The sequence below is a fragment of the Streptococcus sp. HMSC072D05 genome (genome assembly GCF_001815805.1).
In the GTDB taxonomy this organism is placed as follows: Bacteria; Bacillota; Bacilli; order Lactobacillales; family Streptococcaceae; genus Streptococcus.
In genome coordinates this window covers 428,963-450,085 of the sequence record NZ_KV822038.1, presented here as the reverse complement: position 1 = coordinate 450,085, position 21,123 = coordinate 428,963, and the positions used below count along the sequence as shown (strand labels likewise).

At 39.5% G+C, this 21,123-nt stretch carries 22 protein-coding genes, 1 tRNA gene, 2 pseudogenes and 1 riboswitch; of the genes and pseudogenes, 5 read left to right on the top strand and 20 right to left on the bottom strand.

Going from position 1 to position 21,123, the window contains the following annotated elements:
* Positions 1-318: 318 nt before the first annotated feature.
* The 3 genes and pseudogenes from HMPREF3057_RS08025 to HMPREF3057_RS08015 all read right to left on the bottom strand — a co-directional run.
* Positions 319-903, bottom strand: coding sequence for a Cap15 family cyclic dinucleotide receptor domain-containing protein (locus HMPREF3057_RS08025; RefSeq protein ID WP_001005371.1), 585 nt, complete (start codon positions 901-903; stop codon positions 319-321).
* Between the two features lie 5 nt (positions 904-908).
* Entirely contained in the window at positions 909-1,796 is an 888-nt protein-coding gene (locus tag HMPREF3057_RS08020) for a nucleotidyltransferase domain-containing protein (protein WP_070697136.1), read from the bottom strand.
* Between the two features lie 134 nt (positions 1,797-1,930).
* Positions 1,931-2,368: pseudogene (locus HMPREF3057_RS08015) on the bottom strand (zinc ribbon domain-containing protein); the annotation flags it as partial.
* On the opposite strand from HMPREF3057_RS08015, the pseudogene HMPREF3057_RS08010 reads away from it, so the two are divergent.
* From HMPREF3057_RS08010 to HMPREF3057_RS08000, 3 genes and pseudogenes are all read left to right on the top strand, one after another.
* Positions 2,360-2,541: pseudogene (locus HMPREF3057_RS08010) on the top strand (DNA polymerase); the annotation flags it as partial. The pseudogenes HMPREF3057_RS08015 and HMPREF3057_RS08010 overlap by 9 nt on opposite strands.
* Positions 2,538-2,906, top strand: a complete 369-nt coding sequence (locus HMPREF3057_RS08005; RefSeq protein WP_070697134.1) for a hypothetical protein — start codon at positions 2,538-2,540, stop codon at positions 2,904-2,906. The pseudogene HMPREF3057_RS08010 and the gene HMPREF3057_RS08005, both read left to right, overlap by 4 nt.
* Positions 2,893-3,192, top strand: coding sequence for a DUF5960 family protein (locus tag HMPREF3057_RS08000; RefSeq protein WP_070697132.1), 300 nt, complete (start codon positions 2,893-2,895; stop codon positions 3,190-3,192). Before HMPREF3057_RS08005 ends, HMPREF3057_RS08000 begins: the two co-directional genes overlap by 14 nt.
* Before the next feature lie 117 nt (positions 3,193-3,309).
* On the opposite strand, the gene msr(D) is transcribed toward HMPREF3057_RS08000, so the two are convergent.
* From msr(D) to HMPREF3057_RS07935, 13 genes are all read right to left on the bottom strand, one after another.
* Complete coding sequence (gene msr(D), locus HMPREF3057_RS07995; protein ID WP_000420313.1) at positions 3,310-4,773, bottom strand: ABC-F type ribosomal protection protein Msr(D); 1,464 nt, start codon at positions 4,771-4,773, stop codon at positions 3,310-3,312.
* Positions 4,774-4,892: 119 nt separating this feature from the next.
* The gene (gene mef(A), locus HMPREF3057_RS07990; protein ID WP_000417519.1) at positions 4,893-6,110 is read right to left on the bottom strand and encodes a macrolide efflux MFS transporter Mef(A); all 1,218 of its coding nucleotides are present in this window, start codon (positions 6,108-6,110) and stop codon (positions 4,893-4,895) included.
* Positions 6,111-6,495: 385 nt separating this feature from the next.
* The gene (locus tag HMPREF3057_RS07985) at positions 6,496-6,666 is read right to left on the bottom strand and encodes a hypothetical protein (protein ID WP_000873143.1); all 171 of its coding nucleotides are present in this window, start codon (positions 6,664-6,666) and stop codon (positions 6,496-6,498) included.
* Positions 6,667-7,057: 391 nt separating this feature from the next.
* Positions 7,058-8,413, bottom strand: a complete 1,356-nt coding sequence (rlmD, locus tag HMPREF3057_RS07980; protein WP_070697130.1) for a 23S rRNA (uracil(1939)-C(5))-methyltransferase RlmD — start codon at positions 8,411-8,413, stop codon at positions 7,058-7,060.
* Between the two features lie 74 nt (positions 8,414-8,487).
* Positions 8,488-9,462 (bottom strand): DUF1002 domain-containing protein, encoded by a 975-nt coding sequence (locus HMPREF3057_RS07975; protein WP_070697128.1) that lies wholly within the window; start codon positions 9,460-9,462, stop codon positions 8,488-8,490.
* An 86-nt stretch (positions 9,463-9,548) separates the two neighbouring features.
* Positions 9,549-10,151: a lysozyme family protein gene (locus HMPREF3057_RS07970; protein WP_042768074.1), complete on the bottom strand. Its 603-nt coding sequence runs from the start codon at positions 10,149-10,151 to the stop codon at positions 9,549-9,551.
* The gene (locus HMPREF3057_RS07965) at positions 10,151-11,125 is read right to left on the bottom strand and encodes a nucleoid-associated protein (RefSeq protein ID WP_000356115.1); all 975 of its coding nucleotides are present in this window, start codon (positions 11,123-11,125) and stop codon (positions 10,151-10,153) included. The genes HMPREF3057_RS07970 and HMPREF3057_RS07965 overlap by 1 nt, the downstream gene beginning before the upstream one ends.
* A 7-nt stretch (positions 11,126-11,132) precedes the next feature.
* Positions 11,133-12,389 (bottom strand): serine hydroxymethyltransferase, encoded by a 1,257-nt coding sequence (gene glyA, locus HMPREF3057_RS07960; RefSeq protein WP_000575496.1) that lies wholly within the window; start codon positions 12,387-12,389, stop codon positions 11,133-11,135.
* Positions 12,390-12,448: 59 nt separating this feature from the next.
* Positions 12,449-12,880 carry a GNAT family N-acetyltransferase gene (locus HMPREF3057_RS07955; protein ID WP_070697125.1) on the bottom strand — a complete coding sequence of 144 codons (432 nt, stop codon included), beginning with the start codon at positions 12,878-12,880 and terminating at the stop codon, positions 12,449-12,451.
* 1 nt (position 12,881) lies between these two features.
* The gene (locus tag HMPREF3057_RS07950; RefSeq protein WP_070697123.1) at positions 12,882-13,484 is read right to left on the bottom strand and encodes an L-threonylcarbamoyladenylate synthase; all 603 of its coding nucleotides are present in this window, start codon (positions 13,482-13,484) and stop codon (positions 12,882-12,884) included.
* The gene (gene prmC / locus HMPREF3057_RS07945; RefSeq protein WP_070697121.1) at positions 13,468-14,304 is read right to left on the bottom strand and encodes a peptide chain release factor N(5)-glutamine methyltransferase; all 837 of its coding nucleotides are present in this window, start codon (positions 14,302-14,304) and stop codon (positions 13,468-13,470) included. Before prmC ends, HMPREF3057_RS07950 begins: the two co-directional genes overlap by 17 nt.
* The gene (gene prfA, locus HMPREF3057_RS07940; RefSeq protein ID WP_070697119.1) at positions 14,304-15,383 is read right to left on the bottom strand and encodes a peptide chain release factor 1; all 1,080 of its coding nucleotides are present in this window, start codon (positions 15,381-15,383) and stop codon (positions 14,304-14,306) included. The genes prmC and prfA overlap by 1 nt, the downstream gene beginning before the upstream one ends.
* Entirely contained in the window at positions 15,380-15,970 is a 591-nt protein-coding gene (locus tag HMPREF3057_RS07935; RefSeq protein ID WP_000068123.1) for a thymidine kinase, read from the bottom strand. Before HMPREF3057_RS07935 ends, prfA begins: the two co-directional genes overlap by 4 nt.
* 122 nt (positions 15,971-16,092) lie before the next feature.
* On the opposite strand from HMPREF3057_RS07935, the gene HMPREF3057_RS07930 reads away from it, so the two are divergent.
* Together HMPREF3057_RS07930 and mnmE are read left to right on the top strand one after the other, a co-directional pair.
* Positions 16,093-16,275, top strand: coding sequence for a 4-oxalocrotonate tautomerase (locus HMPREF3057_RS07930; RefSeq protein WP_001117401.1), 183 nt, complete (start codon positions 16,093-16,095; stop codon positions 16,273-16,275).
* A 134-nt stretch (positions 16,276-16,409) separates the two neighbouring features.
* A complete protein-coding gene (gene mnmE, locus HMPREF3057_RS07925) occupies positions 16,410-17,783 on the top strand; it encodes a tRNA uridine-5-carboxymethylaminomethyl(34) synthesis GTPase MnmE (protein WP_070697117.1) in 1,374 nt (457 codons plus the stop codon).
* A 46-nt stretch (positions 17,784-17,829) separates the two neighbouring features.
* On the opposite strand, the gene dapA is transcribed toward mnmE, so the two are convergent.
* The 4 genes from dapA to HMPREF3057_RS07905 form a co-directional block, all read right to left on the bottom strand.
* Positions 17,830-18,765 carry a 4-hydroxy-tetrahydrodipicolinate synthase gene (gene dapA / locus HMPREF3057_RS07920; RefSeq protein ID WP_000121600.1) on the bottom strand — a complete coding sequence of 312 codons (936 nt, stop codon included), beginning with the start codon at positions 18,763-18,765 and terminating at the stop codon, positions 17,830-17,832.
* Positions 18,766-18,821: 56 nt separating this feature from the next.
* Positions 18,822-19,898: an aspartate-semialdehyde dehydrogenase gene (locus tag HMPREF3057_RS07915; protein WP_070697115.1), complete on the bottom strand. Its 1,077-nt coding sequence runs from the start codon at positions 19,896-19,898 to the stop codon at positions 18,822-18,824.
* A 356-nt stretch (positions 19,899-20,254) separates the two neighbouring features.
* Positions 20,255-20,327, bottom strand: a tRNA-Thr gene (locus HMPREF3057_RS07910).
* 105 nt (positions 20,328-20,432) lie between these two features.
* Positions 20,433-20,945, bottom strand: coding sequence for a QueT transporter family protein (locus HMPREF3057_RS07905; RefSeq protein WP_000737302.1), 513 nt, complete (start codon positions 20,943-20,945; stop codon positions 20,433-20,435).
* Positions 20,943-21,039, bottom strand: a riboswitch (PreQ1 riboswitch). Its footprint overlaps the gene before it by 3 nt.
* Positions 21,040-21,123: the final 84 nt, after the last annotated feature.

Sequence of the window (21,123 nt, the reverse complement as noted above, 5' to 3'; positions counted from 1 at the left end):
ACTTCTATTCATTCCAAAAATTTTCTCACTATGATACTTCCCCACGCCAATACAAAAAGCCTTGAAACCAAGGCTTTTCATTATTGCGATTTATCAAAATGTTCTAGGCTTTTACCAGCAAAGCTACACACTCTACGTGTCTTGACGGTTACTACCTATACTGTGAAACGAAATCAAAGCTGCTGAATATCCGTATTAAACTATTAAACGTAACTAATGCGAGTATTTACGGCTTCGTTAATATACAGTATTGTTACATCTATGCCAAGTTTCCGATAGTTAGTTCTTCTTTCTTTATTTAAATCTTTACAAATCCAACTAGCGAGAAGGGTTGTTTATCTCAAAACTCATTGAACCTTTGGTTCCTCGATTAGTATAATAATTTCCTTCTAGTTGATTTGGATTATCAATATCAAGAATTACCGTCCCATAATGTATAGGACTTTGCAATTCAGCCCTTGGGCTATTTAAATATGTATAAATTAATTTTTGTGTTCCATTATCATTGATAATTGATGCTGTAATGCTATGGCTCGAACTTTCACCCGTTTTAAACTTAACTTTAATAGTCGTAAATGACTGTTCAATAGTAAGTTCACAATTTCTTTCATTCTGATCATAGTCCGTCTTGAAACTACCTACATAATTCGCAAATAAAATTGGAACATTATGAATCTTAGATAGTAATGGCCACCGCCATGCTGTTTTTTCAAAAATAGCCATAATAATTGCTGTAACTGATATAGCTTCACCAATATACCCAATGGCTGAATATACCAATGCCAAAATATCAGATTTAAGATTCACTGCAATCTCTTGGCCACTTATTAACAATCTTAATAACAAGCAAATTGCAAAAACCCATATTGTAATATTCAAAAATTTTTTCTGCTGTTCATTCATAAGTTTTATTTATAATCCAAAAATTCAATCATTCTAACTAAAAAAGTTTTTGTATCCTGTAAATTCCATTTCTGCTCTGAACGAAAAATGTAATACATTCCACTTACTTCAACCCAATTTAAATTCACTTGAGACACTATGTAATATAACGCTTGCTGTAACAACCCTGTGTAGCTATTACTATTGAAAAACATCTGTTCAGGTATATTCCAGACCAAACATTCTATCAAATATGAAGAAATGCGTTCGTTTGTCAATCCTAGCTCCTGCATCTCGTTCTTAATATGCTTCATAATCCTAACTAAATATTTATATTTATAGTGAGTAGATTTATTCTTAGAGATACCATTTTGTATATGAACTTTAGGATAATTAATTACTTCATAATTTCCGTTTGAGGTAAAAAATTTGATGCCTTCAACAAATTTTTCAGATGACCTGCTACCAATATATCTATAATTTCGATATTGAAAACATGGGACTACATCTGCATTTACGTGATATGAGTTAGAATTAATATTGATACACTTATTGCCAATAGAAACTGATTCTGCACCAAATTTTGAAATTAACGCTTTAATCACTTCGTTTTTAAATACATTAGCATTGGTGCTGCTACTAGAGTAATTATAGTCTAGGTCCGATAACCCATCTACATACTCACAATAAAATAAAGATTTCACCATGATACAGATATCAATGTCGCTATTTTTCTTTACATTCGTATTATTTGCATAAGAACCTTGGGCAAAAATTTCATATTCATACTTTGAAGAGAGCCCACTCCTTTCTATTGCATCTTTAATCATTCCAATAGTATTTTCAACCCGTGTTTCTTCAGTGGCAGATAACGGCTTAATCCATGATTGTAATGCTTCTTCAGAATATCTCATTATAAAGCAACTCCATTTTAGTTTTTTGGTTAATTCATAAAAAGTAACCGATATTAAAAAAATCCTACATATAATTATACCACTAAACAAGAAAAAAGGCTGCAAACATAGTGAACTATACTATGCCTACAGCCTTATAAATCAACTTCTGTTCCTTCCAAAAATCTAACGGTTATCTGTCCATCCTCCGAAATCAAAATACTATCTAGTACCTGACACATCTCAAAGGAATCATATTCCCAACACTCCTTATTTATCAATTCAGCCAGTAACACACTGTAATGCTTTTCTAATAACTGGTTTTCTTCCAAGATCTTATTCCACTTTCCATGCAACAAATCCATATTCTCACTCAGTAGTTTAACTGCCATCATTACAGCTTTCTCTAGTGTTCCCTCATCGATATGGTTATTCTGACAACCAATCTGTCCCTTTACCTTATAACGGTTGTTACACTGCCAAACTTTACGTTTGCCACGACTGGTCGTCCAGTTCTTACGTCCAAAAGCTGAACCGCATTCTGCACAGAACACCTTGGTAGTAAAAGGGTTGTCCTCATTTTGCATGATGTAGAAGAAATTGAAAAAGAAAATAGACTTCAGACAGCTATTGATGTTGTCAGAGAACAGTTTGGCTTTTTAGCCATACAAAAAGGAACCGTCCTAACTGAAGGTTCCTAAAATATTGAACGCGCAGTAAACTTATTGGCGGTCATTCCGCTGGTGGATTGGAGGGATTAAAATGATTGACCGTTCATCCTTACCATTTCAGTCAGCAAGAGAGTACCAGGATACAAAGATGCAAAAATGGATGGGCTTTTTCCTATCTGAGCATACATCAGCACTCTCTGATGATACAAACAAAGTAACGTACATGTCAGATTTGTCAATGGAGAAGAAATTATTACTCCACAGTCAAGTATACGCTGGGCAGCTACACACACGCATTCAAGTGATTGAAAAAAACAAGCGTGTTTCCCACACTGGAACAATACCAAGTCTGAATAAGGATTTCATTTTGATAAAAACTACAACAGGTCACATCAATTTGAAATTGAAAGACATTATTAGTATTGAACTTGTTGAGGAGGTGCTTTATGAATCAGCTTAAGTTTCAGCGTAACCAACTGCAAATGGACTACTACAGCGAGAGCTACCAAGATTTTGAATGTGACTTCTACCGCTATTCCAACATGAATATTCCATTGACCTTCCTAACTGATGATATCCTAAAAACAATGGCGACTTCACGTAAGAATTACTTTGTCCTCAATAAGGAAAAGTCCAGAGATAACCGCGATCACTTCTTCATATTTGAAGTAAGTACCGTAGATGAGAATCCGCTAATCTATCATTATACATATAAGAAAACTACAATATATTTAGCAGAAAAATAGGAGCAGTTCAATTGACTGTTCCTATTTTTAATATTCATAAAATCTAAAGTCTTTATACTCTTTAACAATGGAGTCGCCAACCAGAACAGACTATACTGACCAGCGACTACCTTAAATTTAATGTTTCAGATTTATTTTCTTATCTCTAATTTCATAAACTACATCTGCTACATTTTCGAGTAATCGTTTATCGTGGGTGATAAACACGATAGTTCCGGTGTACTCCTTCATTAGTATTTCCAAAGCCTCTAAACTTGGTATGTCAAGGAAGTTACTGGGTTCATCCATTATTAGGATGTTATATCTACCCATGAGCATTTTAGCAAGCAACAATTTTATAATTTCTCCACCGCTTAAAACAGATAAACTTTTTCCAATATCGTTCTGTTTGAACCCCATAGATGCTAGCACTGAACGAATTTCTGATATATTGTAGTCACAATCCTTCTGCATAAACTCCATAACATTCTGATTACTGTTGTACTTGTAACCATTCTGTGCAAAGTAACCTATTTTTGCCTTAGGCGAAATAGAAATTCCTTCTTCATGGTTTAAGATCATTTGGATTAAAGTTGTTTTTCCGATTCCATTACCACCAGTTAACGCCACTTTTGCTCCTAACGGAATTTGAAAAGATGCATTTTCAAACAGAGCCTTATCCCCAAATACTTTATTAATTTCTGCACCGACTATAGGGTATGGATTATGGAGCTCCAATGCTTTACTTTGCCTGAAACGAATTCTGCGAATGCCTTCCGGAGCTTCTACTTTTCCTAAGGCCGCAATCCTGTGCTCTAGGGTTTTAGCAGCATTATACATCTTTTTTTCCTTACTTCCTATTGATTTTTGATGAGCTAAACGCCCTCCGTCTTCAGTACTTTTTTTCTTTGAAGAACCTTTTGCCTTCTGTTCTATTTTACGAGCCTGTTTTCGCTTTTCCTCCGCAGCCCTTTCCAATCGGGCACGTTCCGCAATAAATTGTTCGTATTCTGCAGCTTGGCTCTTACGTTCTTCCTCTTTCTGACGAAGATAATCAGAATAGTTTCCCCAATACTCAGTGATTTTGCCATCTTTCAGTTCCCATATTTTATCTACTATTTCATCAAGAAAATAGCGGTCATGGCTAATAACTAACAGTGCACCTGTAAAATATTTTAGCTGTCCTATTAGAAAATCAATTCCTTCACGGTCTAAATGGCTCGTAGGTTCATCCGCTAAAATACCATGAACCTGTGCCGATAAGGCCTGTGCTATTTTAAGCCTTGTTTCTTCACCACCGCTCATAGTCTGTATATTTAATTGCTCAACACCTAGCTTGCCTACAAGTGCAAAATCTTTTTCCTCCTGCAGAGTTACTTCGTCCAACTGGGGAATATAGGCAAGTTCACCCAGACGATTCATTTTACATCCTGGGGGAGTTAATTCTCCTAAAAGTACCCTGAGTAAAGTGCTTTTTCCAGCACCATTTGCTCCTACTAAACCAATACGGTCATAATCATATACTTCTAATTCATTTATATCTAAAACATCGCGTCCTTTGAATTCCACACGAATGTCTTTTGCTTTTAATATTAATTCCATAACATTTCCTCCTGTCTATAATCGCATGCTTTCATTTGCTTGTATGCAGGGAAAACCCTGCGATTTTAGCAGGAAGAGTTACATGAAAATAAGATACATAAATATTCCTCCAATATTGTTTATTTTAAATCTAATTTTCTAACCTCAGTTATCATTTGGCAAACTATAGCAATGCCAATAATTAAAATACCTGATAGTAAAAACCAATGATTTACACCGATTTTATCAGCAAAGAATCCAGAAAGAATTAACCCAATTGGCATAGCAAGTGACATGATACTTCCGATCAAAGAAAATACACGTCCTAAATATTCAGGCTTAATTTTCTCCTGAAAAAGAGCTGTTTGCACACCGCTATAAAATGGCACCGAAAGCCCCATTATTGCACAGCAAACTACGAATATTACAAATCCATTTGGAGGAAGTATTCCCGAAACGGCTAAACTGGTCCCCATTATAAAAAATGAACTTGTTATTAGTAATACATGCTTTTCGAAGCCCCCTAATCTTCCTAATAATAAGCCTCCTGCTAGCATCCCAAATGCAAAGGAAATTTCCGTAATAGAAATATGCACAGGCGTTCCATTAAAGTGTTCCATGCTTATTAAAGGAAATAGTGCATTGATTGGCATATAAACAAAAGTATATAGTGTTCCTAAGAGTAATAAGGCAAACAATCCTTTGTTTTGTCTCAGAACCACAACTCCTTCTTTCATCTCCCTTATGAAATTTGGTTCTAAACTTTGCACTTGATTACCCAGCTTAGGTATACGTACAATTGCTACCGTAATAGATGCAATCACAGCACCCAATACGTCGATGGCAATAATAGCATTTAAATCCCAAACGGAGTATAAGAGTGCTGCAACTGCCGGACTAACAATATAGCTTATAGACTGCAAAGACTGACTATAGCCTGCGCATTTCGTTAGCTGTTCTTCTGGTACTAAAAGTGGTGTAACCGCATTGAGTGCTGGGGTATGAAAAGCTGTTCCAATGCTACGGATAAACAATACTATCATAATCATCCAGACAGGTAGCTCCATACAGAATGCAACAATAGCAAGCACTGCACCAGCTGCTGCGATAATTAAATCGGCACCAATCATTATCTTCTTCCTATCATGACGATCCACTAGCACACCAATGGCAGGTCCCAAAATCGCATAGGGTAAAAAACCTACTAATGAAGCCATAGACAAGACCATCGCAGATCCTGTTTTTTCTGTAAGGTAAAAAATAATCGCCATTTGCAGGATGGCACTAGTGATTAATGATACTGCTTGCCCTGCCCATATTGCATAAAATTTTCGTTTCCAATTGTTGTATTTTTCCATTTATATTATCTCCTGCATATTATTTTGCTTGAATTTCTATTTTGAATAGCATTCTAGGCAATAAAAAATGCAGGCCAAACCCCACAATGTGGCTTTTGGTCTGCATACATACAATTTGGAAACATTCATATTAAAGACATAGTTAAATAAAGGTATAGTTAAATAACCAATATCCTCACCGTAACTAATGAATGCTCAATATCGTATAAATAAGCACAACAAAAAAGCCTATCATCGGGTATAGATTCTGCTTTTTTTATTGCCAGCTTATCTTAAACGCATTGAGGCTGTCATAGTTTCGGTTCCTCCTACATCTTTGTTTATATCAATTTATAGTATAACACAACAAGATGATATGTTCAATATAAAAGTTATGGAATGAGACTCATACTTCCAATTCGATGCCAGATTTAAAGGATATGACGAAGTTTTCTTCATAGACTGTAACGCTCTGGATTATCTTCCTTAGTAGCAAGCGATTAGCTTTCACAAAATCTTCTGTTTGTAGTTTTAAAAATTCATCAGGATTTTCTAACTCAACCTCAAAATATTTCATTTTACATTCCCTCATTTCATTTATTGATAAATTGAGTTTGCAAAAAAGAGTGGACAATTTTTGTCTACTCTTAACCTTTAAAATAGTTTTTTTTAATCGATTTGAAGTTGCCTAAATTATTACTTATTCGGTAAAATGAAGTATTGCTTTCAACAGATTTCCTTCAACTACACTTCACTTGATTCAAACAAGGTGGGTACATTTCTATTCCCACAAACTCCTTGTCAATGGAAACAAACACGTACCTACAGGGTAAATGGAAATAGAAACTGATAATTTCTAGCTATCACTTCTATTCATTCCAAAAATTTTCTCACTCTGATACTTCCCCACTCCAATACAAAAAGCATTGCAATCAAGGCTTTTCATTATCCCTTTCATTCAAAGGTTTCTAGGTTTTTACGAGCAGAGCAACACACTCCACGTGGTGCGTTTGAGGAAACAGATCCACTGGCTGGACTTTCTTCAATTCATATCCTAACTCTTGATAGAGTTTGATATCACGCGCCATGGTTGCGACATTGCAGGAAATATAGACGATGCGGTCAGCTCCAGTTTGGCTACTTGCTTTAATAAAGCTTTCGGTCAAGCCCTTGCGTGGAGGATCAACCAAGATAACGGTTGGTTGGATGCCTTCATTGAGCCAATTCTTCATGGCATTTTCAGCCGTGTCACAAACATAGTGGGCGTTGGTGATATTGTTTAATACAGCATTCTTCTGGCTATTCTTTACTGCTTCTGGAATCACTTCAACACCGTAGACTTCCTTGACATGCTTTGCAACAGACAATCCAATCGTTCCAATACCCGAATAAGCATCGATCACCACGTCATCTTCTTTTAACTCCGCAAAGTCAATGGCTGTTTGATAGAGTTTCTCCGCCATTTCAGTATTGACTTGGTAAAAGGCTGGGCCAGCGATTTGGAAGTCATTTCCCAACATCTGATCCGTAATATAGTCTTGACCATAAAGAGTCTTCCATTCCTTACCAAAAATCGCATTGGTATTCTGGTCATTGATATTCTGCATGACAGACACAATCTTTGGAAACTGCTTGATGAGTTGTTCAATCAATTGCTCAACACGAAAAACTTTAGGACGAGTTGTTACTAAAATCACCATGATTTCTCCTGAATAATGACCACGTCGCACTACAAGATTTCGAATCAAGCCAGACTGCTCCTTTTCGTCATAAGGTTTCAAATCATAGCGACGAAGCAAATCACGTAGGGCTACTACTACATCATCAATCACAGGATCCTGGATAAAGAAGTCTTCCAGAGGCATGAGATCATGCGAATTCTTACGGAAAAAGCCAGTTTCCAAGACACCATTCACTCGACGAACAGGCACCTGCGCCTTATTTCGATACTTGACTGGATTTTCCATACTGAGTGTTTCAGCGACTTCTACATCCCTAATGCCAGCAATTTTGTAGAGACTATCCTTGACTTGCTTGGTTTTAAACTTAAGCTGTTCTGGATAGGCAAGATGCCCCAAGTCAGCGATACCTGAACGCAGATAAGCTAGGTCAAGGTCTTGATTACGATGAGGTGACAGAGCGAGGTATTCTTCAACCTTCCCAAAGCCAATCTTTTTATTGACCTTAAGGACACGCATGAGGATTTTCTCAGTTGGTAGAGCATTTTCTACAAAGAAAACCAAACCTTCTACCTTGGCAACACCAGCACCTTCATGGGTCAAATCAACAATTTCAACTTCTACAATATCATTTTTCTTTAACATATTTTTCACTTTCTATCGGCCGACAAAAAAAGACGGCAACATTTCTGCTACCATCTATTATATCATGAAATGACCTAAGCACCAAAACTCTTGAAAAAGTTGACAATGGCTTGCCAAAGGGAGCTAAAGAAGTTGCCCCCGTCTTCTAGCGCTTTATTGGCATCAAAGTTGAGGTTGATATTTTTAAAACTATCTCCAGCTTGGGAAACGATGCTTTCCTTGAGGTCATTTAGAGTTTTAGTGAAATCAGCATTGTTCAAAATGTCACTCTTTGAGAGATTAAGTGCAAAATTGATGATGATATTGACCTGATTTCCTGTTATAACCTGATCGAGTTTGTAGTTTTTTAGCGTGTCTTCAACGATTTTGCGAACATCCTCTTCTGTCAAATTACCTTTGGCTTCTTTTGCCTTTGCGATTCCTGCCTTGATATCTGTCATAGCCGCATTGAGCTTATTGGCATCGTAACCTGACTTGTCCTTGTTTTCAGCATTGATATCGGACAAGGCTTTTAGCTCCTCTTGAGCCAGATCTTTATTGGCTTGCGGAACTTTAGCACCATTGGCCTCTAACGAGTAGTAAATTCCAGCTAGAGCGCTCTCACCTGTAACTGGAATAGGAGCTGCAACTGTGATTTTGGCATGCTCCACTCCCAAGGTAACTGCTGCGTTACGGTACATATCCTGCGTCACCTTGGTGATATTTTCAGGCGTTTCAATCTTGACCTCTAGAGGTGATTTATCACCTAGCTTTTGAATCTTGGCTGACGAATAGAGCTGTAAACTAGCATCATTAGCCACATTCATGATTTTCGAATAGATATCAGGTGTCATGGTTTTGATATCTTTGGTATCTTTCGATGCGTCATAGCCAAGTTTTCTAAGTGTTTGATTTTTCTGGTCTTCCGTTAGTGAAGAGCCAAGAACATATTCAGGTTGTACATAGGTTTCATCGATTACTTTTTGAACATCGGTTGCTGCGTGGACACTCGTCATAGCTGTTGCTGCCCACAAAACTGCAGCGCTTGTTAGAAAGAATTTCTTTCTCATAGGGTATTCCCTCCTTTACCTTTCTAGGGTAATAAAACAATCTTAAAGAAAACTTATAGTGAAAAACACCTGGTCAAACCAGATGTTTAGAAGAAATTAAAGAATTTCATGATATAGAGATTAAAGCGAACCTGTCTCGAGTAGTAATAATTTCCACCATTTTCATAGAGTTCGGCACCGTGAAAGATAGAAATAGGGTTAATATAGGTGTAGGTCTTCCCTGTAGTATTACCAAGGATTGGAGCGACCGTTTCTCGGGAGTAACGCTTGGCTAATGCCAGAGTATTTTCCTTGCCATTTTGAGCGATAAAGTCGATATAGGCAGGTCCAAAATTATAGGCTTGAACGGCGGTCCAGACATCTACTCCTTTGCTCTGTGCCAAATAGAGATTATCTGTTAGTGTTTGTATCCCTTGGCGAATACTAGAGGCATCGTCATTGATGGTATTGGTAGCGCCACTAGCAGACTCACTAGACTGCATGACATCCCGCTCTTTACCCTTCGTTTCGGTATAAATCATGGCGAGCACCAACTCTTCATTTGCTGGAGTATCTCTTTCGCTGAGTATTTCTCGCACCATGGGTTGGTAGGTCATGACTTGTTTAACATCCTGATGGATATGATAAGCTTTGTATCCTGCGAAAAGGAAGACTGCTAGCACAAGCACTCTTCTTATAAATTTAAACATTATTTACTTTGAATATCCTCGATATTTTTGATTAAGATAGAATAGGTTCCATTATCATTTTGGATAAACTCAACCGATTCCGCGTCTTGGTATACATTATTTGGGACGATCAGTTCAATTCCGTTTGACAAGGAAAGTTTTTGGTTTTCAAATTTCTTGAGCTGGCGACTGGCATCAATTTCATCAAACTGGACTGGTTCTGGTACAGCTTCCTTGACTTGGTCGATAAAGCTCAAGCGAGCTGTCAGATTGTTATCAAAAAGGTCGTTAGCCAATTTTTCAGGTGACAGTTCATTGCTTTCTTCCAGATTGTTGAAAATAGCTGATTTGACCTTGGATTGGAATTGAAAATCATCTGTGTTAAAGGACTCTGCAATTCTCTGAGCCGTTTTTTCCAATTCCTTGATGGATTTCTTTGGTGAAATCTTGGGAGCAACAGCTAGGAGATTTTCTGAAAAATAATTCAAGAAAGTCCCATTGTACTTGATGCGTTTTTCGATGAGATGATACTTGCGACTTTGAAGATTGACCACCAAGGCCTCGTCAGCTCCCGTTCCAAATCCAGGAAGGTTATTCTGAGTTAGCTTGATTGGATTATCAACTTCTCCACCGAGGTGGGTCAAGGTCTCACGTAGAGCAATTCGCAAGAAAGCGAAATGTTCAACGCCTTCTTTAGAAAACTGAACAAAAACCAAGTCATTGGTCTTGAGATTTTCAGAAATGCTAAACTCCTCTTTCCAGAGATTAGCCAGTGTTACTGATGTCTCCAATAAATCGTCCGTGATGTGATTGAAGAAGGGATTTTCTTCTTCGAAAATCCCAGTCTTAGCTTCATCTGAATACACGCGTTCGATTTTTTTGCGTAGGTATTCCTCGATTTTTGGAGTGATATTGAGAAACTTATCCGCTAGAAACAACTCAGTATCGTCTGGGCTGAACTGATGGATAATAGCTTTCTTAATATAAATGTCCATAAAAGTATTAGTCCTCGTATAGTGGGAAGGCATTTGTTAATGCTTTGACTTCACTTCTCACTTCTTCTAAGACAGCCTCATTTTCTGCATTTTTAAGAGTTTTAATGATAAGTTCAGCCACTTTACGGCTTTCTTCTTCACCAAATCCACGTGCAGTGATGGCTGCTGCTCCGATACGAATCCCACTTGTTTTGAATGGTGACAAGGTTTCGTATGGAATTGAGTTTTTATTTAGGGTAATATTAACTTCATCCAGCAAGTTTTGAGCAACTTTTCCGTTTTCTACAACCTTAGTCACATCCACTAGGAAGAGGTGATTTTCAGTACCACCTGAGATGATACGGAAATCAGGGTCTTGCAAGAAGACTTCAACCATAGCCTTGCTGTTTTTGATGACATTAGCAGCATATTCCTTAAAGGCTGGGTCCAAAACTTCTTTGAAGGAAACCGCCTTAGCCGCCACAACATGCTCCAAAGGACCACCCTGAATACCAGGGAAAATAGCTGAGTTGATTTTCTTAGCTAGGTCTTCATCATTTGTCAAAATCAAACCACCACGTGGTCCACGAAGAGTTTTGTGGGTCGTTGTTGTAGTGATATGAGCGTATGGCACTGGACTTGGGTGAAGACCAGCTGCAACCAAGCCAGCGATATGCGCCATATCGACCATAAGCTTAGCCCCAACAGCATCAGCAATTTCACGGAATTTTGAGAAGTCGATAATTTGAGAATAGGCTGAAGCACCAGCTACAATTAGTTTTGGTTTTACTTCTTGGGCTTGTTTCAAGATTGCATCAAAGTCCAAGAGTTCCGTTTCAGGATCAACACTGTAAGAAACAAAGTTGTAGGTTTGACCAGAGAAGCTAACTGGAGCTCCGTGGGTCAAGTGTCCACCTGCTGCCAAATCCATTCCCATTACAGTGTCACCAGGCTCAATCAAAGCCATATATGCTGCACAGTTGGCTTGGCTTCCTGAGTGAGGTTGGACATTGGCGAATTTAGCACCGAAAATTTCTTTTGCACGTTCAATAGCTAGAGTTTCTACCACGTCTACTACATCAGTTCCACCATAATAACGACGTCCTGGGTAACCCTCGGCATATTTGTTTGTCAAGATAGACCCTTGAGCTGCCATAACAGCCTTGGAAACCACGTTTTCCGAAGCAATCAACTCGATATTATTTTGTTGGCGTTCTTCTTCTTTGGCAATAGCATTCCAGAGATCAGCATCGTATGCTTTAAAATCGTCTTTATCAAAAATCATAGGTCTTCTCCTTTATAGTGTGACTGGTCCTTTAGTTTGTTTTTCAATAAGAAAATAAACTAAAAGATGCGAATAAACCGTTTCTGCACTTTATCACAAGTATAACCAACTTTTTCATAAAATGCATGAGCTCCCAGACGATAATCAGCAGAGTTTAAGCGGATAAACCCATAACCCCGTCTTTTTGCTTCTTGATCCAACCCTTGCAGTAAGCTTTTACCGATACCTCGTCCTTGTGCTTGAGGCGAAACTGCTAAGCCTAAAATATTAAATCCTGCTTTGGAATAGAGGGATTCATAAACTTCAGCATGGACATATCCAAGTAGGATATGACTAACTGCATCCTCATAACCAAGTAGGAAATGATGTGAATCCTGAGATAATCTAGCTAGTTGACTAGCTGTGTCCTCTGGACTAAAAGAATAGCCCAAAGCCTCTTGGTTAATCTCACATATAGCATTCACATCTGTTTCTTGCAAATCTCTGAGCATCTCATTCCTCCTCAAAAGAAATCTCTGGCAACCGAGCAAGAATATCTTCTCGCTTAATCGCCCCCTGGCGTAAGATTTTCACCTTGTCTCCAGACAAATCCAAAATAGTCGAATCCTGTCCAGTTAGAAAAGCGTCGTCCTCAAGACCCAGAACCTCTTGATCAAAATCCTCTAGAATTTGAGCAAAGGTCACTCCACTCGTCTGACCCGAGATATTGGCAGACGGCCCAATCAAAGGACCTGTCTCTCGGATCAAATCAAGTGTAATGGGGTGATTCGGCATCCGAAATCCCACCGTTGCAAGACCAGAGTTGACCCAATAGGGGACTCTGTCATTGGCTTCGAGGATAATGGTCAAGGGACCTGGTAAAAAGGTCTCTACAAGCTTTTGTAGATAAGTTGGCTGTTTCTTTGAAAAGTGCAAGATGTCCTCTAGAGAAGCGACATTAAGATTGAGCGCCTTGTCTCTAGGACGACGTTTGAGTTGGTAAACATGGTCGACAGCTTTTTCATCTAAGGCCTTAGCAAAGAGACCGTAAACTGTCTCTGTAGGCAAAACAACAGCTCCGCCCTTTTCCAACTCTTGTCTAATCCTGTCCATCATCAACTACAACCATCCTATCTTGACCAAATTGGTCCTTGAGTGTTCGTACTCGTTTTTCAGGAAAATGTTTCTTAAAAAGCGCAGGAACACTTTGACCTTGCTTGTATCCAATTTCAAGGTAAATCTTACCACCATCTGTGAGATAGTCTTTTGCATCTTCCGCAATTCTGCGGTAAATAGCTAGGCCATCCTCATCCGCAAAGAGAGCTAGATGAGGCTCCGAATGTAAAACATTCAAACCGACCTCTGACTCATCTTCACGAGAGATATAGGGTGGATTGGATACAATTATATCATATTTTTCAGAAATTTCTGCAAAACAATCAGATTTTTTAAAAAATATATTAAGATTTTGATTTTTAGCATTCTCTGATGCAAGCTGCAAGGCATCTTGTGAAATATCTGCTGCTGTCACTAACCAATCTGGTCTATTTTTTGCTAGTGCAAGGGCTATGGCACCACTTCCAGTCCCGATATCTAGGACCTTAAGATTTTCCTCAGGATTTTCAGCTAGGATAAGTTCCACCAACTCTTCTGTCTCTGTACGAGGAATCAAAACCCGCTCATCTACTTTTAACTGCATTCCAAAAAATTCTGCGTGACCAATGATGTACTGCGCCGGTTTGTGAGCCACTAACTGCTGGTAAATTTCTTCTACAAAATTTTCTTCCTCTTTTGTCACTTCCTGCTGAAGAGCAAAGACAAAGTCCGTAAAAGAGAGATTTTTTAGGCTACGGTAGACAAAAGAGAGGCTTTCTGCTTCCTCTCCTTGTCTTATCAACTCTTCTTCAAAATCGGAAAATAATTGAGCTAATTTCATTATTTGTTTAATTCTTCTAATTTTTGTGTTTGGTCATAAAGAACCAAGGCATCCACAACTTCATCCAATTTACCAGACAAGATGGTATCTAGTTTTTGGAGGGTCAATCCAATACGGTGGTCTGTGACACGGTTTTGTGGGAAATTGTAAGTACGGATACGTTCTGAACGGTCACCAGTACCGATTGTCGACTTACGCTCAGCGTCTTGTTCATCCTGGGCAATTTGTGCAAAGTGGTCAGCAACACGCGCACGGATAATCTTCATAGCCTTCTCACGGTTTTTCTGCTGGGTACGTTCTTCCTGCATCTCAACCTTGATATTGGTTGGCAAGTGAACGATACGCACGGCAGTCGCAACCTTATTGACGTTCTGACCACCAGCACCAGATGCGTGGTAAATGTCCACACGAAGATCTTTTGAATCAATATCGTATTCAACTTCTTCCACTTCAGGCATAACAAGAACTGTCGCAGTTGAAGTGTGTACACGCCCTTGGCTCTCTGTCACAGGGACACGTTGCACACGGTGGGCACCTGATTCGTACTTAAGCTTAGAGTATACAGATTGACCAGAAACCATGGCAACCACTTCTTTGAAACCACCGACACCGTTCATAGAGGCTTCCATGACTTCAAAGCGCCAGCCTTGGGCTTCTGCATACTTTTGGTACATGGTTAGCAAATCCCCAGCAAAAAGTGCTGCTTCATCTCCGCCAGCTGCTCCACGGATTTCAAGGATGATGTTCTTATCATCGTTTGGATCCTTTGGAAGGAGCAAAATTTTGAGTTTTTCTTCATACTCTTCTTTTTCAGCCTTAGCGTCTTTCAGTTCCTGCTTGGCCATTTCTTCCAAGTCCGCATCTCCACCTGATTCCTTAATCATTTCTTCAGCATCGACGATGTTTTGAAGGACTTGTTTGTACTCACGGTAGGCTGTTACTGTGTCACGAGTGGAAGCTTCTTCTTTGGACAATTCCATGAAACGTTTGGTATCAGATACCACATCAGGGTCACTGAGCAATTCTCCTAATTCTTCATATCGGTCTTCTACAGCTTGTAGTTGATCATAGATGTTCATTTTTCCTCATTCTCCTTATTGATTTCAGGGGCAAAATAATGTTTACGGCAGACTGAGATATAGGTTTCATTGCCACCGATTTGAATTTGTTCACCATCATAGACTGGCACACCATCGTGCGTACGCAACACCATAGTCGCCTTTTTCTTACAGTACTGACAAATGGTCTTGATTTCGTCAATCTTGTCTGCTAAGAGCAAGAGGTATTTGGAACCTTCGAACAATTCATTGCGAAAGTCATTCTTCAAACCAAAAGCCATGACAGGTATGTCTAGCTCGTCCACAACACGAGCTAGATCGTAAACATGGTGACGCTTGAGAAACTGGGCCTCATCGACCAACACACAGTAAGGTTTTTCAGGTAAGTCTCGGATATAGCCAAAGATATCTGTCGTTTCCTCAATCGCAATGGCTGGGCGTTTCATGCCGATTCGACTCGACACATAGCCAACACCGTCACGCGTATCCAGAGCCGAAGTCATAATCACAACTCCCTTTCCTTGCTCCTCGTAGTTATAGGCCACCTTGAGAATCTCAATCGTCTTACCAGAGTTCATGGTCCCATAACGATAATACAACTGTGCCATGCTTCTATTTCACGTCCATTTCTAAATTTTTGCTACATTCTAGTATATCATAATTTTCTGAAGCTTTAAACGGCAAAATGTGGTAAAATAGAAGAAATCAAAAACTAGTGGAGGAAGCTATTATGCCATTTGTACGCATCGATTTATTTGAAGGTCGCACGCTCGAGCAAAAGAAAGCTCTTGCTAAGGAAGTAACGGAAGCTGTTGTCCGTAACACTGGAGCCCCTCAATCAGCCGTTCATGTCATCATCAACGACATGCCAGAAGGGACTTACTTCCCACAAGGAGAAATGCGCACCAAATAAACCAGCTTAAGCAGTATTGCTTAGGCTTTTTCAATCTCCAAGTAGCATCCATTGAAGAAATAACCTAAATTTGTTACAATTTGAAGAGATGCTTGGATACCTATCCTAAGAAAAGAAATACAAAAGGAAATAGTATGATTACACGTGAATTTGATACCATCGCTGCTATCTCTACTCCACTAGGTGAAGGGGCCATTGGTATTGTCCGTTTGAGCGGAACAGATAGTTTTGCTATTGCGCAAAAGATTTTTAAAGGCAAGGATTTGAGTAAGGTTACCAGCCATACTCTTAACTACGGGCATATTATTGATCCTTTGACTGGTAAGGTCATGGACGAGGTTATGATTGGGGCCATGAAGTCTCCAAAGACCTTCACTCGAGAGGACATTATTGAGATTAACACCCACGGTGGGATTGCGGTGACCAATGAGATTCTCCAGTTAGCTATCCGTGAAGGAGCTCGGTTGGCAGAACCTGGTGAATTTACCAAACGCGCCTTTCTAAACGGTCGCGTGGACTTGACACAGGCTGAGGCAGTGATGGACATCATCCGTGCTAAGACAGATAAGGCCATGAATATTGCAGTCAAACAATTGGACGGTTCTCTTTCTGACCTCATTAACAATACTCGCCAAGAAATCCTCAATACGCTTGCCCAAGTAGAGGTCAATATCGACTATCCTGAGTATGACGATGTTGAGGAAGCTACTACTGCTGTTGTCCGCGAGAAGACTATGGAGTTTGAACAATTGCTAACCAATCTCCTTAGAACAGCTCGTCGTGGTAAAATCCTTCGTGAGGGAATTTCAACTGCCATTATCGGCCGTCCCAACGTTGGGAAATCGAGCCTGCTCAACAATCTCCTGCGTGAAGATAAGGCCATCGTAACAGACATCGCTGGTACGACACGAGATGTTATCGAAGAATACGTCAACATTAACGGGGTTCCTCTCAAATTGATTGATACTGCAGGTATTCGTGAAACAGATGATATCGTGGAACAAATCGGTGTCGAACGTTCTAGAAAAGCCCTAAAAGAAGCTGACTTGGTACTACTAGTGCTAAATGCCAGTGAACCACTAACCGCCCAAGATCGCCAACTCTTAGAAATCAGTCAGGATACTAACCGCATTATTCTACTCAATAAAACTGACCTACCAGAAGCAATTGAAACTTCGGAACTCCCTGAAGATGTTATCCGTATTTCAGTTCTTAAAAATCAAAATATCGATAAGATTGAAGAGAGAATCAACAACCTCTTCTTTGAAAATGCTGGTTTGGTTGAGCAAGATGCTACTTACCTATCTAATGCCCGTCATATTTCCTTGATTGAAAAGGCTGTTGAAAGCCTACAAGCTGTCAATGAAGGTCTGGAACTGGGGATGCCAGTTGATTTGCTTCAAGTTGACTTAACCCGTACTTGGGAAATTCTCGGAGAAATCACTGGGGATGCTGCTCCAGATGAACTCATTACCCAACTCTTTAGCCAATTCTGTTTAGGAAAATAAGAAAAATCCATGATCCTTCATTCGGTCATGGATTTTATTGTCTTCATTAGTAATCTGGTCTTAAGACACCTGTTACGGTTGCCTTAGTTGCTTCGTAGTCGCCATCTACGACAACTTTGATAATGCGTTTGGCATCTTCTTCTGGTGCTGGAACTAGAGGTAGACGAGTTGGTCCAGCTTCAAATCCCATATAGTTAAGGACTGCCTTAACTGGGGCAGGACTGGGATAAGAGAAGAGGGCATTGACTTTAGGAATGAATTTACGCTGAATAGCTGCAGCTTTCTTCATATCGCTTTCTGCAATGGCAGTAAACATCTCGTGCATCTCATCTCCATTTGTATGGGAGGCAACAGAAATAACCCCATCCGCACCAAGGTTCATGGCATGGAAGGCATCTCCATCTTCACCTGTATAAATCAAGAACTCTTCTGGCTTGTGCTCAATCAAGTAAGCCATATTAGCCAAGCTGGTACATTCTTTAACACCGATGATATTTGGGTGGTCAGCCAAGCGAAGCATGGTTTCTGGAGTTAATTCAACAACTACACGCCCTGGAATGTTATAAATGATAATAGGTAAATCTGATGCATCTGCAATAGCTTTAAAGTGCTGATACATGCCTTCTTGAGAAGGTTTGTTGTAGTATGGTACGATCGCAAGTCCAGCAGCGAAGCCACCAAAGTCTGCTACTTCTTTGACAAACTCGATCGAGTCACGTGTATCATTGGTACCTACACCCGCAATCAAAGGAACACGTCCATTAACAATCTTTTGTACAGCCGCAAAGAGTTCCAACTCCTCATCGTGGGTCAAGGTCGGACTCTCAGCAGTCGTTCCAGCTAGAAGAATGCCGTCTGTGTGATGGGCCAATAAATGCTCAATCAAGGCTGGAATGGCATCAAAGTTGATGGAGCCATCCTCATGGAAAGGGGTAATAAAGGCCGTGATGATTTTACACTCTTTTAAATCTTGATAAGACATGAGAAACACCTCTCTATTTCAAAGAAGGAGTTCATCTGAACTCCTAAACGATATGACTATTTTAATTCAAATTTCAACTCAGCTGTTGGACGAACCAATCCACGTTCATGAAGCGTTTCTGCAATCTGAACTGAGTTCCAGGCAGCACCTTTGAGAAGGTTATCTGAAACAACCCACATGTGGATTCCTTTTTCTGCATCCAAGTCTTTACGGATACGACCAACAAAGGTATCACGTGAACCAACTGCATTGATGGCTTGTGGATAGATTTGATGAGCTACATCATCTTCAAGAACTGCACCTGGGAAGGCTGCGATAGCTGCTTTCACTTCTTCGATTGGGGCCACTTCTTTTGTTTCGATATAAACTGACTCAGAGTGAGCTGATAAGACTGGAATACGAACACATGTTGCAGACACTGCGATGCTGTCATCTTCCATGATTTTCTTCGTTTCCTTGGTCATCTTCATCTCTTCGTAAGTGTAATCATTGTCTGTGAAGACATCGATTTGCGGAAGAGCGTTAAAGGCGATAGGATAGTGTTTCTTGTCACCACCTGAAGGCAAGATTTCCGCATGCAAATCACGTGGATTCACACCATCATTCAAGACTTCACGAAGTTCACGTTGTGTTTCAAGAATCGCTCCCATACCTGCACCAGAGACTGCTTGGTAAGTTGAAACGATGATACGATCCAAGCCCCATGTTTGACGAACAGGCTCAAGAGCCACCATCATTTGGATTGTTGAACAGTTAGGGCAGGCAATGATTCCGTTGTGGGCATCAAGTGCATGAGCATTGACCTCTGGAACAACCAAAGGAACATCTGGATTTTGACGGAAATAAGATGTGTTATCTACTACTACCGCTCCAGCTTGAACTGCGTATGGTGCATACTTAGCTGATGTCGAACCACCTGCTGAGAAGAGTGCAATATCAATACCCTCAAAAGCTGTCTCAGTCGTTTCTTCAATCGTAATATCTTTGTCTTTAAATTTCAAAGTTTTGCCTGCTGAACGTGCAGAAGCAAGGTAACGAATTTTATCGATTGGAAGTGTTGATTCTTCCAACATTTTTATCATCTGAGCTCCGACAGCACCTGTCGCGCCGACTACAGCAACTGTATATCCCATAAATAACCTCTTTCGGAATTTTCTAAAAATTTCTATAATAGATGTATTATACTACTTTTTACAGAAATTGAAAAGTATTTTTAGACTATATTTTCTGAAAACTAAAAATCCCTAGCCATTGACTAGGGACTAAGAGGCATCTTCATGTGATGAGCAGGTTCACACAACTCATCAAGGTCCGCTCCTGCGTTATGACCTCCTTATGCTCAATAGTAGTCCGAAGACTACCTATCGACTCATCGCATCTACTATTCTACTAGATAGAGTCACTTTTGTCAACAACCAAAACTCTTTGCTTCATTTATACAGGTAGATAAGAAAAACCTTGGTCTCCCAAGGTCACTTTGTTTCTATCATGCTAATTGCCGGGATTGAACCGGCGACCTCATCCTTACCATGGATGCGCTCTGCCAACTGAGCTAAATCAGCTTACCTAAAAAGTATACTATAGTTCTATGTTCTTGTCAAGCGCTCTCTTTTAAATTTCTGAAATGAAAAAAGCTAGATTTAGCAAGAATCTAGCTTATAAACTTCTTATTTTGTTAGATCGATTCGCTGTCCCAGTTTACCAATCAAAATCGCTCCTACGATAAGTGATGCAAACTCACCAATTCCAGTAGAGAACCATGTGAACAAGAAGGGAGCTTCTGTCAAGATATGAAGTTCAGCTGCAATGGTAATCATTGAAATGGAGAAGAGGATTGAAAAGAAGAAATGATCTTTTCGAATCAATCCGTTAAAGAGGTAATCTTTGCTGTATTTTGCAAAGAGCCATACCCCTAGACTAAGGAAAACTAGGGTAGAACCCCCACCAACAAAGACATCTATTAGGCCAAAACTACTAAATAAATTAGCAATCATACATCCAATTGTCACACCGAAAATGTATTTAGGGTTGTAAAAGGCCAAGAAATTCAGCATTTCTGAAATACGGAACTGATACGCCCCAAAACTAAGAACATTGATTGGTGGCGTAATAGTCAAAACTACATAGATCGCAGCAACGATAGCGATGTCTGCCATGTCGCGAACAGTTAATTTTTTCATGCTTTCTCCTTTAGCGGTTTCCCGCGTAAAATATGCTTGGTGAAAGAAGCTAAGCACCAAGGGTTGAGGTTATCAACCTTACTAGTATAGCACATTAGCCAGTTTTATGCTATACTAAAATCATGAAAAAACTAATAAAAGCTTTCTTTGATAACGAAATCCTCTCCTACCTATTTTT

Coding starts and splice junctions, on each gene's coding strand:
- HMPREF3057_RS08025 (WP_001005371.1), bottom strand. CDS start 903: ATGAATGAACAGCAGAAAAAATTTTTGAATATTACAATATGGGTTTTT.
- HMPREF3057_RS08020 (WP_070697136.1), bottom strand. CDS start 1,796: ATGAGATATTCTGAAGAAGCATTACAATCATGGATTAAGCCGTTATCT.
- HMPREF3057_RS08005 (WP_070697134.1), top strand. CDS start 2,538: ATGATTGACCGTTCATCCTTACCATTTCAGTCAGCAAGAGAGTACCAG.
- HMPREF3057_RS08000 (WP_070697132.1), top strand. CDS start 2,893: ATGAATCAGCTTAAGTTTCAGCGTAACCAACTGCAAATGGACTACTAC.
- HMPREF3057_RS07985 (WP_000873143.1), bottom strand. CDS start 6,666: ATGAAATATTTTGAGGTTGAGTTAGAAAATCCTGATGAATTTTTAAAA.
- rlmD (WP_070697130.1), bottom strand. CDS start 8,413: ATGTTAAAGAAAAATGATATTGTAGAAGTTGAAATTGTTGATTTGACC.
- HMPREF3057_RS07975 (WP_070697128.1), bottom strand. CDS start 9,462: ATGAGAAAGAAATTCTTTCTAACAAGCGCTGCAGTTTTGTGGGCAGCA.
- HMPREF3057_RS07970 (WP_042768074.1), bottom strand. CDS start 10,151: ATGTTTAAATTTATAAGAAGAGTGCTTGTGCTAGCAGTCTTCCTTTTC.
- HMPREF3057_RS07965 (WP_000356115.1), bottom strand. CDS start 11,125: ATGGACATTTATATTAAGAAAGCTATTATCCATCAGTTCAGCCCAGAC.
- glyA (WP_000575496.1), bottom strand. CDS start 12,389: ATGATTTTTGATAAAGACGATTTTAAAGCATACGATGCTGATCTCTGG.
- HMPREF3057_RS07955 (WP_070697125.1), bottom strand. CDS start 12,880: ATGCTCAGAGATTTGCAAGAAACAGATGTGAATGCTATATGTGAGATT.
- HMPREF3057_RS07950 (WP_070697123.1), bottom strand. CDS start 13,484: ATGATGGACAGGATTAGACAAGAGTTGGAAAAGGGCGGAGCTGTTGTT.
- prmC (WP_070697121.1), bottom strand. CDS start 14,304: ATGAAATTAGCTCAATTATTTTCCGATTTTGAAGAAGAGTTGATAAGA.
- prfA (WP_070697119.1), bottom strand. CDS start 15,383: ATGAACATCTATGATCAACTACAAGCTGTAGAAGACCGATATGAAGAA.
- HMPREF3057_RS07935 (WP_000068123.1), bottom strand. CDS start 15,970: ATGGCACAGTTGTATTATCGTTATGGGACCATGAACTCTGGTAAGACG.
- HMPREF3057_RS07930 (WP_001117401.1), top strand. CDS start 16,093: ATGCCATTTGTACGCATCGATTTATTTGAAGGTCGCACGCTCGAGCAA.
- mnmE (WP_070697117.1), top strand. CDS start 16,410: ATGATTACACGTGAATTTGATACCATCGCTGCTATCTCTACTCCACTA.
- dapA (WP_000121600.1), bottom strand. CDS start 18,765: ATGTCTTATCAAGATTTAAAAGAGTGTAAAATCATCACGGCCTTTATT.
- HMPREF3057_RS07915 (WP_070697115.1), bottom strand. CDS start 19,898: ATGGGATATACAGTTGCTGTAGTCGGCGCGACAGGTGCTGTCGGAGCT.
- HMPREF3057_RS07905 (WP_000737302.1), bottom strand. CDS start 20,945: ATGAAAAAATTAACTGTTCGCGACATGGCAGACATCGCTATCGTTGCT.